Genomic DNA, 1,952 nt, shown 5'->3' on the forward strand with positions numbered 1-1,952 from the left:
TGACGGCTCATTCTCCCGTGGTGGGTATGGTCATGCCCCATCCGGGCCCGGTCGCGGACACCGAACGCTATCCGGACGCGACGCCCAATCCGGTGAAGCGCGTCACCGACGAGCCGGTCTCGACCTTCTCGATCGACGTGGACATCGCCGCCTATGCCAACGTCCGTCGCTTCATTTCCGACGGCGCGACCCCGCCGAAGGACGCGGTGCGGGTCGAGGAGATGATCAACTATTTCGACTACGGCTACGCCCGCCCGACCAGCGCCGCCGAGCCGTTCGCGATCACCACCGCCGTCGCGGCCTCGCCCTGGTCGTCCGGTCGTCAGATCGTTCACATCGGGCTTCAGGGCTATGAGCTTCCGGCCAGTGAACGCAAACCCCTGAACCTGACCTTCATGGTCGATGTCTCGGGCTCGATGCAGTCGCCGGACAAGCTGGGTCTGGCCCAGCAGACCATGAACCTGATCATCGACAAGCTGCGTCCCGAAGACCGGGTGGCGGTGACCTACTATGCCTCCGATGTCGGGACGGCCGTAGGGCCGACGCCGGGGTCACAGAAGCTGAAGCTGCGCTGCGCCGTCGCCGCCCTGAACGCCGGGGGCTCGACCGCCGGGGCGCAGGGGATGGTGAATGCCTATGAACAGGCCGAGGCCGCCTTCGGGCGAGACAAGGTCAACCGCATCCTGATGTTCACCGACGGCGACTTCAACGTCGGTGTCACCGACGACAAGCGGCTGGAGGACTATGTCGCCGACAAGCGCGGCACGGGCATCTATCTGTCGGTCTATGGCTTCGGGCGCGGCAACTATCAGGACGCGCGGATGCAGACGATCGCTCAGGCCGGCAACGGCATCGCCGCCTATGTCGACGACCTGGACGAGGCGCGCCGCCTGTTCGGCCCGGCCTTCGACCGGGGCGCCTTTCCCATCGCCGACGACGTCAAGATCCAGGTCGAGTTCAATCCGGCCCGCGTCAGCGAATACCGGCTGATCGGCTACGAGACCCGATTGCTGAACGAGGAGGATTTCAACAACGACGCCGTCGACGCGGGTGAAGTGGGGTCGGGCGCATCCGTCACCGCTCTGTACGAAATCACGCCGGTGGGCGGGCCCAGCCAGATCCCCGAGCGGCGCTATGACGGCAATCGGCCGGACAATTCTCTGGGTGTCGGCGGCGGCGATCCGGACGGCGAGGTCGGCTTCGTCCAGGTCCGCTACAAATTGCCAGGCCAGCCCACCTCGCGCCTGCTGCAGAAGGTGGTGTCCAATGCGGGATCGGGCCCCGTCTCGGCCCAGGCCCCCGAGGCCACCCGCTGGGCCATGGCCGTCGCCGCCTTCGGCCAGCGTCTGCGCGGCGATCCGTGGATGAGCGCCGACTTCGACAACGCCGCCATCCTGGAGCTTGCTCAGGGCGCACGGGGCGACGACCCCTACGGCGAACGTGCAGCCTTCGTGCAGATGGTGCGGGCGGCCGATCGCCTTCCGGCGCGGTCCCGGCCCTAGCGGCCGCCCGCCAGGTCGGACCAGCGCCAGTTCGGGGCACCCAGGGCGATGCGTGGGCTGCCGGGCGCGTCGCCCAGGGTAATCAGGGCATAGCCGCGCATAGCCTGCCGGCGACAGGCGGGGGGCGAAAAGGCGATCTCGACCGCGATGGCCTGGCGTACGCCCGCCAGCCCGCGCCCGGCCTGTCCCGGCGTCATCAGCCAGTCTCCGTCCCATAGCAGCAGGGCGCGATCCCGGCCGATCGAGCCTTGCGCCTCGGCGGCTGTGCGCCGGATGTCGGCGTCGTCGCGCAGGGCGTCCTGAAGCCGTCGGACCATGTCGCAACGCCCGCCCGACCCCGCGCCCGTGCCGTCGCCCGATCCGGTGCCCGAGCCCTCGCCTGAGCCCGATCCGGATCCGGACCCGGCGACGGTCGCCACGCCGCTGAACGAGGACGCCGCGACGTCGGTC

The 1,952-nt window shown here is 69.2% G+C and carries 1 protein-coding gene and 1 pseudogene; one reads left to right on the forward strand and one right to left on the reverse strand.

The genetic code is table 11. From position 1 onward, the window contains the following. On the forward strand, positions 1 to 1,502 hold a 1,502-nt coding region (locus JHC99_RS18590), incomplete at its 5' end, for a von Willebrand factor type A domain-containing protein (RefSeq protein ID WP_292156178.1). Here the strand turns inward: JHC99_RS18590 and JHC99_RS18595 are convergent. Then, positions 1,499 to 1,952 (reverse strand): annotated as a pseudogene (locus tag JHC99_RS18595) (hypothetical protein); the annotation flags it as partial. The gene JHC99_RS18590 and the pseudogene JHC99_RS18595 overlap by 4 nt on opposite strands.

It is taken from the genome of Brevundimonas sp. (assembly GCF_016463485.1).
Lineage (GTDB): Bacteria > Pseudomonadota > Alphaproteobacteria > Caulobacterales > Caulobacteraceae > Brevundimonas.